The following is a 13,807-nucleotide window of genomic DNA, read 5'->3' as shown; positions in this document are numbered from 1 at the left end:
ATTTATAATTCTCCCTAAAACACCGCTGTTGGTTGTGTTAATTGGAGCGCAAGTCTTCGCTTTCCGCGGGCGCTAAAAAGGAAGGTTATTTTCACTATCGTGAATAAACCTACTCCTCGTCGCATTCGCGCAGGAGTCTCCGACTTGCGCTCCAATCAACAGCTAAGTAAATCTATACTTTATCAATGTTTTAACAGCAAAAAATAGCCTGTGGTAGTTGTATTATTTATCTACCCCAGGCTTACTATTTATAGTATTGCATTTAAGAATTCTTTTGTTCTTTCGTTTTTCGGGTTGTTGAATACTTCTTCAGGACACCCTTCTTCAACGATTTTGCCATCGTGTAAGTATACTACTCGGTCTGCTACTTCTTGCGCAAATCCCATTTCATGTGTGACAACAACCATCGTCATTCCTTCTTCAGCGAGCTTCTTCATCGTTCTTAACACTTCTCCAACAAGCTCTGGATCTAGAGCTGATGTTGGCTCATCGAATAACATCACATCAGGTTTCATTGCAAGTGCTCTTGCGATAGCAACACGCTGTTTTTGTCCACCAGATAGTTTTCCTGGATAAACATTCACTTTATCCGATAGTCCAACTTTAGCTAAAATATCTAATGCAATTTCTTTTGCCTCTGCTTTTGGTAGTTTACTAACTTGAACAGGAGCCTCCATTACATTTTCTAGTACTGTCATATGTGGGAACAAATGAAAATGTTGAAAAACCATTCCTACACGTTGTCTAACTTTATTTAAATTATCCTTTTTTATATCAATCTCTCTATCTTCTAGCTTAATTGTTCCACTATCTTTTAGTTCTAAAAAGTTTAAACAACGAAGTAGTGTACTTTTCCCAGAACCACTTGCACCAATCAAGCAAACAACTTCTTGGTTTTCTACTGACATATTTATATCTTTTAGTACATGTAAGTCTCCGAATGATTTATTTAAATCTTTCACATCGATCATTAGTTTCCGACTTGTCATGTTATCAACTCCTTAATCTTATTTATCACTTGCTGAATAACGCTTTTCTAACAAACTAACAACGATTGATAATAAACCGACTAAAATTAAATAGTAAACTGCTACTACAAGTAGATTTGTCATATAATCAAACGTTTGGGCACCACGTGTTTGCGCCACATTGAATAGTTCGTAAAAACCGATAAACGCTGCTAAGGAAGAATCTTTTAATCCTATAATGAATTGGTTTCCTAAAGGTGGTAACGACCTTTTAATAGCTTGAGGTAAGATTATTCTTCTCATTGTTAAGGTACGCGACATTCCAAGGGATCTTCCAGCCTCTGTTTGTCCTCTATCCACTGATTGAATGGCACCTCGGAAGATTTCTGCAATATAAGCTCCGTTATGGAAGGCTAGTGCTAAAGTAACCGCCCAAAACTGTGAAATATTTAAATTTACAAGGCCATAATAAAAGATAAAGATTTGGACAATTAATGGTGTTCCTCTGACTAAGAAAATATAAAAATTCGCAATCCATTCTAGAACTTTGATTTTAGATATTTTTAAGAAAGCAAAAAATAGTCCAATAAATAGTGCTAAAAAGATAGATACTGCTGTAATATGTAATGTCTTTATCATTCCTCGGAGGAATATATCATAGTTTCCGATAAATACTTCAAGAAAATGGGCAAAGGTTGGCAAATTACTCACACTCCTCAATAAAATAAATCAAGTTAATTAATTTCATATACGGCTCGTTTAATAAAAAACGAAATTTTTACATACTATGTACAATTTGTTCGTACTTGAATCAATTTCATAATTGCTGTTCGTTTAGTGAAAAACGAATGTTCCGTTTATTATAATTAAATAACGTTCGATATAAATCGTTATTTAATTATAATAAAGAATAGGTTTAATATTCGTTTTTCGTTTAGTAGTTGTACATTATGAAACTCACTCCTTTACAGTAATATTATTTTCTGTGTAAGCTTTAAAATCATTTTTCGTTTCGTATTTATACATACTGAAACGAACTCAAATACCAAAAAAGTGTGGTGAAACTTCACCACACTTTTTTGCCTTATTTATCCTTTTGTCACTGGCCTAAATTTCCTCGTATTTTACTGGGCCAAAAGCTAAAATGGACAAACACTACTTTACTAAGTACGCATGGTGATATTATTGCTGTTCTGGGTCTGTTGTGATGTCTTCTCCAAAGTACTTCTCACTAATCTTCGCTAATTCTCCGCTTTCACGAAGTTTTTCTAAAGCTTCACTAATTGCCTTCGTTAGTGCTTCGTTACCTTTTGCTACTGCAATAGCTTGTTCACTACGATCTAAAAGTTCTCTACCTTCTAAGTTCATTCCAGCGCCGATTGCTTCGCGTCCAGTTATGAAGTCTGTAACTACTGCATCATAGCGACCGTTATTTAATGATTCTAATGCTACTACGTCACTATCATAGTTAACGATTTCTCCTGGTACTCCTTCTATTAAATCACCGTATGTAGAACCTCGTGATACTGCAACAGTTTTTCCTTGTAAGTCATCTAATGTCTGAATATCACTATCTGGCCTAACAAAGATTTGTGCCCCGGAATAGTAGTATGGTACGGTAAAATCTACTTCCTGCATTCGCTCTTCTGTAATTGTATGACTCGCAACCGCTACATCAAAGCGACCACTTCTAACACCTTCTACAATTCCCGAAAAAGTATATTTACGTTGATCCGCTTCTAAGCCTAGCTCTCTTGCAACAGCTTCTGCGACCTCAATGTCAAAACCAGACATCGTACCGGTTCCATCTGTCATACTAAATGGAGTGAATTCTCCAGATGCTGCAAAAATAAATTTCCCATCTTCCACTAACTCATATCCCTCATCTGTAGTCACTTTCCCGCTACTACAGGCTACCAGGATACTTGCTAGTAAAAACAAGCAAGCATACATTAATAATTTTTTCATTCTCTCTATTTCCCCCTTTGTTTTTCCTGTCCAATTTAATGGTAGCAACTTACCAACATAGGAACAAATATCATTTATCAGTTTATTTACTGATAAATCTTGATATTTTAGCCTTACGTAAGTTTAGAGAGTCGAACCTTATAATTCCTCACCAATGCTATCCATTTCTTTCTATTCCCTAATTTTAGACAGAATTAAACATAAAAAAAACAGTAGGAATGTTGCTTCCTACTGTTTTTTCACTACATTTTCTTTTGAAGAATACCCCACGCCTCATCTTTTCCGTGGCCAGTTTCGGCTGAAAATAGAACGATTTCGTCTTCCGGGTGCAATCCTAACGTTTCTTTTACTACTTTTTTATGTTTTTGCCATTTTCCTTTTGGAATTTTATCCGCTTTTGTAGCGATAATGACAACAGGTAATTTGTAATGTTTAATAAATTCATACATCATAACATCCTCTTTAGAGGGTGCATGACGTAAGTCAATAATTAATAAAACGGCACGGAGCTGTTCCCTTTTCGTTAAATACGTTTCAATCATACGGCCCCATGCCTCACGTTCCGACTTTGAAACTTTGGCATACCCATAACCAGGTACGTCTACAAAATGTAACATTTCATTAATTAAATAAAAGTTTAACGTTTGCGTTTTTCCAGGCTTGGATGACGTACGCGCTAAATTTTTACGATTAATCATCTTATTAATAAAGGATGATTTTCCAACATTAGATCTTCCTGCTAATGCAAATTCCGGCATCGGATCTGGTGGATACTGTTCTGGTTTTACGGCACTGATTACTATTTCTGCTTGATTTACTTTCATGAATTCTCTCCTGCTAATGCGTGTTCTAACACTTCGTCTAAAGTGGAAACTGGGACAAATGTTAGTTCATTCCTTATACTTTCCGGTATATCGTCTAAATCTTTTTCATTGTCTTTCGGCATAATTACTTTCGTTAATCCAGCCCGATGAGCACTTAACGACTTTTCTTTTAAACCACCTATTGGCAACACTCTACCTCTTAAAGTGATTTCACCTGTCATTCCAACATCCTTACGAACTGCACGGCCTGTTAACGCAGAAATTAACGCTGTTGCCATCGTTATACCTGCTGACGGACCGTCTTTTGGTACAGCTCCTTCTGGAACGTGGATATGAATGTCATTTTTCTCATGGAAGTCGGGGTCGATTTTCCATTCTTTTGCTCTTGAACGGATATAACTAAATGCTGCTTGTGCTGATTCTTTCATTACATCACCAAGTTTACCCGTTAACGTTAACTTACCTTTACCAGGTGAAAGTAAAACTTCGATTGCTAAAGTATCTCCACCTACAGTTGTATAAGCTAACCCAGTTGCCACACCTACTTGGTCTTCTAGTTCTGCTTGACCGTAACGGAATCTTGGTTTTCCAAGGTAATCTTGAAGTGACTTCTCTGTTAAAACAATTCGCTTCTTGTCATTCGAAACAATGATTTTCGCTGCTTTACGGCAAATGGAAGCTAATTGTCGCTCAAGACTTCTTACTCCCGCTTCTCTCGTATGGTGACGAATAATAGATAGGATGGCATCATCACGAATTTGTAAAGAGCTTTTCGTTAATCCATGATCTTTTAACTGCTTTGGTAGTAAATGGTCTTTGGCAATATGAAGTTTCTCTATTTCGGTATAACCTGCAATGGTGATGATTTCCATTCGGTCACGAAGCGGCCCAGGAATAGTACCCAAATTGTTCGCCGTTGCTACGAACATTACGTTAGATAAGTCATACGTTTCCTCAATATAATGATCACTAAAATTATGGTTTTGTTCCGGATCTAACACCTCTAATAATGCCGATGAAGGATCTCCTCTAAAATCATTAGACATTTTATCTATTTCATCTAGTAGGAAAACAGGGTTAATAGTACCAGCTTTTTTCATTCCTTGAATAATTCTTCCTGGCATTGCACCTACGTATGTTCTTCTATGTCCACGAATTTCCGATTCGTCTCTTACTCCACCTAAAGAAACGCGGACAAAATTTCTGTTTAATGACTTGGCAATTGACCTTGCTAAAGAAGTTTTTCCTACTCCAGGAGGTCCAGCTAAACAAAGAATTGGCCCTTTAAGTGAATTCGTTAATTGTTGTACTGCTAAATACTCTAAAACTCGTTCTTTTACTTTATCTAATCCGAAATGATCATCGTTTAATATCTTTTCAGCTCTATTAATATTTATGTTATCTTCGGTTGCATTTGTCCAGGGTAATGTTAATAGCCATTCAATATAATTTCGAACAACCGAATTTTCTGCTGAATTGGAAGGGATTTTTTCATAGCGATCAATTTCTTTTAAGGCTATAGTTTCAACGGATTCTGGCATGTGTGCTTTTTCTACTCTTGCCTTTAAATCCTCTATTTCGCCAGTTTTTCCTTCTTTATCTCCAAGTTCCTTTTGGATTGCCTTCATTTGTTCACGCAAGTAATATTCTTTTTGCGTTCTCTCCATGGACCGTTTTACACGAAGTCCAATTTTCTTTTCCAGTTGTAGAACTTCCTTTTCATTGTTAACAAAATTAATTACTTTATGAATACGATCTTTTAAATCCGTTGTTTCTATAATTATTTGCTTATCTTTCATTTTTAGTGGAAGGTGACTTGTAATGATATCTGCCATTCTTCCTGGTTCTGCAATATCCGAAATAGAGTGATACGTTTCTATTGTCGTTTTTTTCGAAAGCTTCGTATATGTATGGAAATATTCTAGAAGAGTTCTCATCAATGCTTCATCTTCCGGATCTTTCTCATCACGGTCAGGGTAAGTTAATAATTTCACACTATAAAAATCTTCTTCGAGATATTCTACAATTTTTGCTCTTTCTAAACCTTCGACTAATACTCGCACCGTGCCATTCGGCAACTTTAACATTTGCTTAATTTTCGTTAAGGTACCCCATTCAAACAAATCGTCTTCTGTAGGGTCATCCACTGAAACTTCTTTCTGAGTCACGAGTAGTACTTTTTTATCTTCTAACATCGCATGCTCTAACGCTTGAATGGATTTATCTCTTCCTACATCTAAATGCAACACCATCGTAGGAAATACCATTAACCCGCGTAAGGGCAAAAGAGGCACAATATATTCTTTATTGTTAGCCATGGAAACACCTCCGAACGCTCAATCAACGTTGTTCTTTGTACAATTCTATCTTATTTACTAGACACTGTCTAATTAACACCTTTTCACATCGAACTTTTACATAACGAAAAGATTCAATTTGACGTAAGATGAGTCTCATGTAGTATTGTTTGCAATTCCTATTAACAGTATGTTTTTTCAAGTGATTTAATTTCATAATTAATTCGGTTAATGATAAACGAATCATTGTATTCTTGGGTTGTAAAATTTCGTATCTATAGGTTTAATTAACAAGAACTATGCATTTATATTTCGTTTTTCGTTAAGTAGTCATATATTATGATTGAGCTCTAGTATTAAAAATTTTACCTGTTTAGCTTGTTAAGTGCAATTATTAAATGCTTTGCTAATGATATTCTTTATTAATTGAATCAAATTCATTATTACGGTTCGTTTAGTGAAAAACGAATGTTCCGTTTATTATATAATTAAATAACGTTCGATATAAAACGTAAATTATATGAAAGAATAGGTTTAATATTCGTTTTTAGTTTAGTAATTGTACATTATGAAACTCACTCAATTAAGAAAAAAGCATCGGGTCACGTTCCGATGCTTTTTTGTACTATTACATTGATTCTGCTTGTGATATGTTTTGTATGTTAGGAATAACGTGATCGAAGCTTGGTTCCTGTACTAGTTCACGTTGTAGCGCTAGATCTAATACTTCTTGGAATTGTTTAACTGGAATGATTTCAATTCCTTCAATCTCTTTAATGATTGATTGCATATTTTCGTCTGGAATTATAACTCTTTTTGCTCCTGCTTGTTTGGCTGCTTTAATTTTCGGTATAACCCCACCTATTGGTTTAACAGCACCATGAATACTAATTTCTCCTGTCATTGCCACCGTATTCCTCACAGGAATTTTAAAGATTGCCGAATATATACCCGTTGCCATCGCTATCCCAGCTGATGGCCCGTCAATGGGAATGCCACCAGGAAAATTGACATGAATGTCGAAGTCAGCAGCTGGTACACCTAATGATCGAAGTACAGTAATAACATTTTCAACAGAACCTTTTGCCATACTTTTTCTACGAATAGATTTACCTTGTCCACCAATACTTTCTTCTTCAACAATTCCAGTAATATTAACGGTTCCTTTTTTCTCTTCTGCTGGTATAGCAGTTACTTCTATTTCTAATAAAGCTCCACTATTCGGTCCATAAACAGCTAGTCCGTTTACGAGGCCGAGTCTAGATTCTTCTTTAATCTTACTTTCGTATCTAGGCGTAAGTTGGCTAGAATGAATAACCCATTCAATATCAGCAAGAGTTACATTTGATCGATCTTCTGTTATGGCAAGACCAGCTGCAATTTGCATCATGTTCACCACTTCACGACCATTTCTTGTATATGTAGCTAATAGTTCTATTCCATGTTCATCCGCTGTCATAAAAATCTTCGACACTGAATTTTTAGCAACTGCAATTAATTCATCTTTATCTAGCTCTCTAAAAAATACTTCCATACAACGTGAGCGTATAGCTGGTGGAATTTCATTTGGTGTTCTTGTTGTAGCACCAACTAAACGGAAGTCTGCAGGTAAACCATTTTGGAATATGTCATGAATATGTGTAGGAATTTGATTATTTTCTTCACTGTAATAGGCACTTTCTAAAAATACTTTTCGATCTTCTAATACTTTTAATAGCTTATTCATTTGAATAGAGTGTAGTTCACCAATTTCATCAATAAAAAGCATTCCACCGTGCGCATGAGTAACAGCACCTTGTTTCGGTTGTGGGATACCAGCTTGCCCCATTGCTCCTGCACCTTGATAGATAGGATCATGTACTGAACCAATTAAAGGGTCTGCTATCCCTCTCTCATCAAATCTTGCGGTTGTTGCGTCTAATTCAATAAAAACGGCACTCTGTTTAAAAGGTGATTTATTGTTGCTTTTTGCTTCTTCTAAAACAAGTCTCGCTGCTGCAGTTTTTCCAACACCAGGGGGGCCATAAATGATAACATGCTGTGGGTTAGGTCCACAAATAGCTGCTTTAAGCGCTTTTATGCCATCTTCTTGCCCTACGATATCATTAAATGATGTAGGTCTTACTTTTTCCGCTAACGGTTCTGTCAATGATATGCTACGCATTTTTCGGAGTTGGTCCATTTCTTTTTTTGATTCTTTATCAATGGAAACCTTTTGAGTTCGTTGATTTTTTAGCAAATTCCAAAAGTAAAGTCCAATAATCACTCCGAAAAACAATTGTATAAACAGTGCAATCCCTGTCCAAGTCATAGTTTCCCTCCTGCAAAAATACATGTTGTAATTAATGCTAGTATCTCCGTGGAAAACGTGGAATAAACCACTAAAAATGATTTGGATAAAATATGTAATTTTGATTTTTAAATTAGCCAATTTTTTCATCTGCATGCATAATTGAACGGTTTGTGATGAGCACTATTTTGTTTTGGACTAGACAACAAATAGTTCCCATAGCGGTTTTTATAGCCATCTTGCTTCGAAATTAGCACTAAGTTGGTCCTCATAAAGTAGCCAGAGAGGAATCACCTTAAAGTTTCTATCTACATTACATAAGTTTATATTTGTATTGTATTAAACTAGTCTAAAACTTTCTAACAACAAAAAAAGCGTACTTTTACATATTAAAGTAAAAATACGCTTTTTATTATTATGCAGAAGTTTTTTTGTCTTCTTTTAGTTCGGAACCGTCATCTAGCATTAGCTTTGGTGTTATATTGTCTGTTACTGTTTCAGCTGTAATAATACATTTTTTGATGTCATCTCTGGAAGGAAGTTCGTACATTACATCAAGCATGATGCCTTCAATGATAGAACGAAGTCCACGTGCACCAGTTTTTCGTTCGATTGCTTTTTTCGCAATTTCAACAAGTGCATCTTCTTCAAATTCTAACTCAACGTCATCTAAATCTAACATTTTGGAATATTGCTTAACTAAAGCATTTTTAGGTTTTGTTAAAATTTCAACTAACGCAGACTCATCAAGTTGCTCTAAGCTAGCAATTACCGGTAGACGCCCAATAAATTCCGGAATTAAACCGAATTTTAATAAGTCTTCTGGTAATACCTTAGATAAAAGTTGCGTTTGTTCTTCTTCTGTCATTTTACTTTCAGTACCGAAACCAATTACTTTTTTACCTAAACGGCGTTTAATAATTTGTTCGATACCGTCAAATGCTCCACCACAAATAAATAAGATATTTGTTGTATCAATTTGAATAAACTCTTGGTGTGGATGCTTTCTTCCACCTTGAGGAGGAACGCTAGCAACTGTACCTTCTAGAATTTTCAGTAAAGCTTGTTGAACACCTTCACCTGAAACATCACGAGTGATCGATGGGTTTTCAGATTTACGTGCTACCTTATCAATTTCGTCAATGTAAATGATACCTTTTTCTGCTTTTTCTACATCATAATCGGCCGCTTGGATTAATTTTAAAAGAATGTTCTCTACATCTTCTCCTACATAACCAGCTTCAGTTAATGATGTCGCATCTGCGATAGCAAATGGTACATTTAAAATACGAGCTAACGTTTGTGCAAGTAATGTTTTACCACTACCAGTTGGACCGATTAGGGCAATATTACTTTTAGCTAATTCTACTTCATCAATTTTACTATTTGAGTTAATACGCTTGTAATGGTTGTAAACCGCTACTGATAGCGCCTTTTTAGCAGACTCTTGCCCAATTACGTACTCATCAAGAATTTGACGAATTTCTTTAGGTTTTGGCACATCTTTAAACTCTACTTCTTCTTCTGTACCTAATTCTTCTTCTACGATTTCTGTGCATAATTCAATACACTCATCACATATGTATACTCCTGGACCAGCTACTAATTTTCTAACTTGGTCTTGGGTTTTCCCACAAAAAGAACATTTTAATTGTCCTTTTTCATCGTTAAACTTAAACATAATGTTTCACCCCTTATCATTTCTCTCTCATCTCGTCCATCTGCTTTTATAAATATTCTATTATTATGTACTGCATTTTACCACATCTTTACTTAACAATGGTAATAATATCTCTTTAAAACATTATGTATGGACTTTAAAAATAGAGTCTGTACTATTGTATCCATCCTTATATGAAATAACACACGCAGAAGGAGTAGAAATGGCCGAAACTTAGAATGTAAATATTAATTTATTGTACAAAACAAGGCACGAGTTAAATCGCGCCTTGTTTCTTATTTACTATTATGCAACATCTTTACTGTTTTCTACAAGTAGATCCATTGCTTTTCTAATTTTTAAATCTTCTTTTACGCCTTCAATGCTACCTAATGCTTGTTTAATTTGTTCAATAGGCATGTTGTACATTGCAGACATTTTTTCTAACTCTTCGTTCGCTTCTTCTTCCGTAACTTCAATGTTTTCTGCTACTGCAATCGCTTCTAATGTTAAGTTCATTTTTACGCGTTTAGCAGCATCTTCTTTCATTTGTCCACGAAGAGCTTCTTCGTCTTGACCTGAGAATTGGAAGTAAAGTTCAAGATTCATACCTTGCATTTGAAGGCGTTGTTCGAATTCGCGAACCATACGGTCAACTTCTGTGTTAACCATTGCTTCTGGAATTTCTACTTCTGCATTTTCAGTAGCTTTTTCCACTAAAGTATCTTTTAAGTGGTTTTCAGCATCTTGCTTTTTAGAAGTTTCTAAACGCTCTCTTGTTTTTGCTTTAAGTTGTTCTAAAGATTCTACTTCTTCATCAACTTCTTTAGCAAACTCATCGTCTAATGCTGGTAATTCTTTTGTTTTGATTTCATGTACAGTAACTTTGAATACAGCTGGTTGACCAGCTAAGTTTTCAGCATGGTACTCTTCAGGGAAAGTTACTTCTACGTCTTTTTCTACTCCAGCTTCTAAACCAACTAATTGATCTTCAAAACCTGGAATGAATTGACCAGAACCAATTTCAAGGGAGTAGTTTTCACCTTTTCCACCTTCAAATGCTTCATCGTTAACGAAACCTTCGAAATCCATTACTACTGTGTCGCCGTTTTCAACTGCGCCACTTTCTTTTACAACAAGCTCAGCTTGACGCTCTTGTAATGTTTTTAATTCTGCATCTACTTCTTCGTCTGTTACAGTAGCTTCTAATCGTTCTACCTCTAACCCTTTGTAGTCGCCTAATTTAACTTCTGGCTTAACAATAACTTTAGCAGTGAAAACTAAAGGTTGGTTTTTAGCCATATCTTGAACATCGATTTCTGGACGATCTACTGGCTCAATTCCAGCTTCAACAATTGCACTAGCATATGCTTCTGGAAGAATGATGTCTAGAGCGTCTTGGAATAAAGATTCCACGCCGAAACGTTGTTCAAACATTCCACGAGGCATTTTCCCTTTACGGAAACCTGGAACATTAACTTTTTGTACTACCTTTTTAAAAGCTTCGTCAAGACCTTTATTAACAGTTTCTGCATCAACTTCTACTGTTAATACGCCTTCATTACCTTCTAATTTTTCCCATTTTGCAGACATTGATTTTCCCTCCAACAATCTATTTTCGAAATGATAATGGTCAGTCTAACCTAATGAAACTAACATTACCTATTCTGCACACTACTTATATGTAGGTGGTACATGTACATAGCGATTAAATTTTCCCTATGTCATAAGGTCTAATTACTGTATTCCCATATCTACATAAATTTAAAATATGATTTATATACAGTTTACAACCATTATATTATAACACATGATTCTTTTTCTTCAACAATAACGATTATAATTGTAAATATGAAAATTCTTCAAGTTTTACAATTGTATCTCTGATTGTGGATAGTTGATTTATGTCCACATCGTAATCTAGTGCAACATGGTCAAGTTCCGCAGTAAAACCGTAATATTCGTTTCCTAAACTATGTAATGCCGCAGCCCATACTTTAGCGTTTTCCCCTTCTAATGTAAGCGGAAAAAGTACAGCATGTAAACGAACAATCATATCCTGTAGTGTGTCAAACATTGTAGGATTGTTCGAGTTTATTTTATCATCAAGAATAGACTCCACACTTAGTAAAAATGATGACTTTGTATCAAAATTTAGTTCAATTGGCTTTACTTTAATTGTTCGACTAAGCTTTTGAACGGTAACTTCTATATTCCATTCTTGTTCCATTAGAACATTCAATAAAAATGTTTTTAATACTGGATGTCGATTGGAATCCTCTAAGTAATTTAATATGTATTCTTTATACGGTCGTACGTGTAAATGTTTTAGTTGTTGAATGATCATATATTGTTTTTGAGTGTCGCCATTTATTAATTCGTCTATTTGAAGCTGACCATCTTTTGTTTCGTCTTTTAGTTTTTCGCTCTGTTCTTCATATGGAAGCATCTTTCTTGCAAATTCTAAAAGTTGATAAAACGTTTGTGCTTGTTGGGCTGGTATTCTTTCTTCTTGAAGGATTGCTTCAATCGTGAGTTTCACTTCTTCATACTCTTTTAATTGGATGAGGATCGTGATATACATTTGTAATGTATGAAAATAGTCTCCAATGTCTTCTTGTAATAGTCTTTTGCACCTTTGTTTCGCTTCCTGTAAGTCTCCTGTTTCCATTAGGCAAACGATGATACCTAATTCCACTTCTGCAGGTGCAAATTCAAAGTCTTGTGCTTCTTCGAATAGCTTTAAGGCGTCATGAAAATTTTTTTGCTTCATTGTTTCCATCGCTTTTTCGAGCAATCGTTGTTTTAGGTTAGGGAATTGTACGATATTTTGTTTGTCTTTTTTCATTGATCTGTACCACCCTGTTTTTTTTGTGAATTATTTGTTTAAAGTTTATCAGTAGTTGGTGGAGAGTACAAGGTGCTTTTAGTAGATAGTAATTAGAAGTTGGCTGTTAGGGGTTAGCTTATGTAGAAAAATAAAAACACCACAGAATTAAATTTATCAACACTCTTTGCAAAGTGCTCATAAACAAAATTCTATGGTGTAAAATGGCGTCCCAGGAGGGATTCGAACCCCCGACACACGCCTTAGAAGGGCGTTGCTCTATCCAGCTGAGCTACTGGGACATATTATGTTTAGGTCTTAACTTGTTAGCAATTTTTTCATGTTAACTAGCAGCGACAAGATTTATTATAGGAGAACCAAATAATAAAGTCAACACTTTTTCGTAAATTTTTCTACCATAATTTTTATAAGTCAGGGAAGTATTAATACTTCCCTGTTAAATATTAGTTTTTAAAAGAAAAAGATTTTAACAAATGACCTATTTCATTATAGTAAAGTACTGAAAAATCATTATCACTATACTCTAGTATAACATAGGATTGGTCCTTTGTCATACGAGGAAGTAGGATACTGCCTGGATTAATAAATAATATGCCATCTACCATCTCAGTCCCTGCAATATGAGAGTGTCCGAAACAAACAACTCTAGCACCTACTTCTTCCGCTCTATATTTTATTGGCATTAACGTTGATTTCACTTGATGTAGATGACCGTGTGTTATGTAAAAACGTACACCATTTACATCTTTCGTTAATTCTTGCGGATAATTCGAATCATAGTCACAGTTACCACGAACACTTTCATAATGTTTCATTGCTTCACTGTTTGCAGCTAACTCTGAATCCCCACAATGAAACAGTGCATTAACTTCAGGCGAATGCCTTTTTGCTATTTCTTTTAACAGTTCCTCATCGCCATGATTATCACTTATTATTAATACTTTCATGGAAT

10 protein-coding genes and 1 tRNA gene are annotated in these 13,807 nt (G+C 35.2%); all 11 read right to left on the bottom strand.

From position 1 onward, the window contains the following. Positions 1–248: 248 nt before the first annotated feature. The 11 genes from CDZ92_RS01320 to CDZ92_RS01270 all read right to left on the bottom strand — a co-directional run bounded on the left by CDZ92_RS01320 (position 249) and on the right by CDZ92_RS01270 (position 13,802). Positions 249–971 carry an amino acid ABC transporter ATP-binding protein gene (locus tag CDZ92_RS01320; RefSeq protein WP_096156872.1) on the bottom strand — a complete coding sequence of 241 codons (723 nt, stop codon included), beginning with the start codon at positions 969–971 and terminating at the stop codon, positions 249–251. A 36-nt stretch (positions 972–1,007) separates the two neighbouring features. Further along, complete coding sequence (locus tag CDZ92_RS01315; RefSeq protein ID WP_096153128.1) at positions 1,008–1,670, bottom strand: amino acid ABC transporter permease; 663 nt, start codon at positions 1,668–1,670, stop codon at positions 1,008–1,010. A gap of 480 nt (positions 1,671–2,150) precedes the next feature. Beyond that, positions 2,151–2,936 carry a transporter substrate-binding domain-containing protein gene (locus CDZ92_RS01310; RefSeq protein ID WP_096153126.1) on the bottom strand — a complete coding sequence of 262 codons (786 nt, stop codon included), beginning with the start codon at positions 2,934–2,936 and terminating at the stop codon, positions 2,151–2,153. A gap of 242 nt (positions 2,937–3,178) precedes the next feature. Then, positions 3,179–3,760, bottom strand: a complete 582-nt coding sequence (gene yihA, locus CDZ92_RS01305) for a ribosome biogenesis GTP-binding protein YihA/YsxC (RefSeq protein ID WP_096153125.1) — start codon at positions 3,758–3,760, stop codon at positions 3,179–3,181. Beyond that, positions 3,757–6,078 carry an endopeptidase La gene (lon, locus tag CDZ92_RS01300; RefSeq protein ID WP_096153123.1) on the bottom strand — a complete coding sequence of 774 codons (2,322 nt, stop codon included), beginning with the start codon at positions 6,076–6,078 and terminating at the stop codon, positions 3,757–3,759. The genes yihA and lon overlap by 4 nt, the downstream gene beginning before the upstream one ends. A 607-nt stretch (positions 6,079–6,685) precedes the next feature. Beyond that, complete coding sequence (gene lonB, locus CDZ92_RS01295) at positions 6,686–8,368, bottom strand: ATP-dependent protease LonB (protein WP_096153121.1); 1,683 nt, start codon at positions 8,366–8,368, stop codon at positions 6,686–6,688. A gap of 394 nt (positions 8,369–8,762) precedes the next feature. Beyond that, positions 8,763–10,028 (bottom strand): ATP-dependent protease ATP-binding subunit ClpX, encoded by a 1,266-nt coding sequence (gene clpX, locus CDZ92_RS01290; RefSeq protein ID WP_096153119.1) that lies wholly within the window; start codon positions 10,026–10,028, stop codon positions 8,763–8,765. A gap of 285 nt (positions 10,029–10,313) precedes the next feature. After that, a complete protein-coding gene (gene tig / locus CDZ92_RS01285) occupies positions 10,314–11,600 on the bottom strand; it encodes a trigger factor (protein WP_096153118.1) in 1,287 nt (428 codons plus the stop codon). A 244-nt stretch (positions 11,601–11,844) separates the two neighbouring features. Continuing rightward, positions 11,845–12,855, bottom strand: a complete 1,011-nt coding sequence (locus CDZ92_RS01280) for a tetratricopeptide repeat protein (RefSeq protein WP_096153116.1) — start codon at positions 12,853–12,855, stop codon at positions 11,845–11,847. 204 nt (positions 12,856–13,059) lie between these two features. Then, positions 13,060–13,136 (bottom strand) — tRNA-Arg (locus CDZ92_RS01275). Positions 13,137–13,298: 162 nt separating this feature from the next. Continuing rightward, entirely contained in the window at positions 13,299–13,802 is a 504-nt protein-coding gene (locus CDZ92_RS01270) for a metallophosphoesterase family protein (protein WP_096153114.1), read from the bottom strand. Between the last annotated feature and the right edge of the window lie 5 nt (positions 13,803–13,807).

The organism is Bacillus sp. FJAT-45066 (assembly GCF_002335755.1).
Lineage (GTDB): Bacteria > Bacillota > Bacilli > Bacillales > Bacillaceae_I > Bacillus_CD > Bacillus_CD alkalisoli.
This window is presented reverse-complemented; position numbering and strand designations above follow the sequence as displayed.

Coding starts and splice junctions, on each gene's coding strand:
- CDZ92_RS01320 (WP_096156872.1), bottom strand. CDS start 971: ATGATCGATGTGAAAGATTTAAATAAATCATTCGGAGACTTACATGTA.
- CDZ92_RS01310 (WP_096153126.1), bottom strand. CDS start 2,936: ATGAAAAAATTATTAATGTATGCTTGCTTGTTTTTACTAGCAAGTATC.
- yihA (WP_096153125.1), bottom strand. CDS start 3,760: ATGAAAGTAAATCAAGCAGAAATAGTAATCAGTGCCGTAAAACCAGAA.
- lon (WP_096153123.1), bottom strand. CDS start 6,078: ATGGCTAACAATAAAGAATATATTGTGCCTCTTTTGCCCTTACGCGGG.
- lonB (WP_096153121.1), bottom strand. CDS start 8,368: ATGACTTGGACAGGGATTGCACTGTTTATACAATTGTTTTTCGGAGTG.
- clpX (WP_096153119.1), bottom strand. CDS start 10,028: ATGTTTAAGTTTAACGATGAAAAAGGACAATTAAAATGTTCTTTTTGT.
- tig (WP_096153118.1), bottom strand. CDS start 11,600: ATGTCTGCAAAATGGGAAAAATTAGAAGGTAATGAAGGCGTATTAACA.
- CDZ92_RS01280 (WP_096153116.1), bottom strand. CDS start 12,855: ATGAAAAAAGACAAACAAAATATCGTACAATTCCCTAACCTAAAACAA.
- CDZ92_RS01270 (WP_096153114.1), bottom strand. CDS start 13,802: ATGAAAGTATTAATAATAAGTGATAATCATGGCGATGAGGAACTGTTA.